Origin of the sequence: Bartonella sp. CL266QHHD (assembly GCF_042195355.1) — a bacterium.
Taxonomy (GTDB): Bacteria; Pseudomonadota; Alphaproteobacteria; order Rhizobiales; family Rhizobiaceae; genus Bartonella.
Genome location: NZ_JBHIOD010000050.1, coordinates 1 through 354, shown reverse-complemented (window position 1 = coordinate 354; position 354 = coordinate 1). Strand labels below are relative to the sequence as shown.

Genomic DNA, 354 nt, shown 5'->3' with positions numbered 1-354 from the left:
GGATTAATGCGTACACACCCTTTTATTGTGGTCAAGGTGGGAGACAAACCTGTTCATGAGGTTTTTTACCAGCGTCTTTTAACCGCAACGATTACGGACCATGCCGAGAATGAAGCCGATACATTTGAAGCAGAGTTTGACGATAGTGGCAATGATTTAGAGGTTCCCTCAAGCAACAGCACTCTGCAAGTGATTTTTGGCTATGAGAACAGCATCAGTGCATTTATGGGGTGTTTTGTTGTCGAATCGGTTGTAAGTTGTGGTGGCAGTGATGGAGAGATCTTGCGCCTTTGTGGCAAAAGTGCCTCGATGCGTAAAGAGCTCAAAGAACAGGTGAGTGAACATTTTGACCAC

The 354-nt window shown here is 45.2% G+C and carries 1 pseudogene; it reads left to right on the top strand.

Annotated elements, in window-relative coordinates:
• Positions 1 to 6 precede the first annotated feature (6 nt).
• Positions 7 to 354, top strand: a pseudogene (locus ACFIK7_RS06785) (late control protein); the annotation flags it as partial.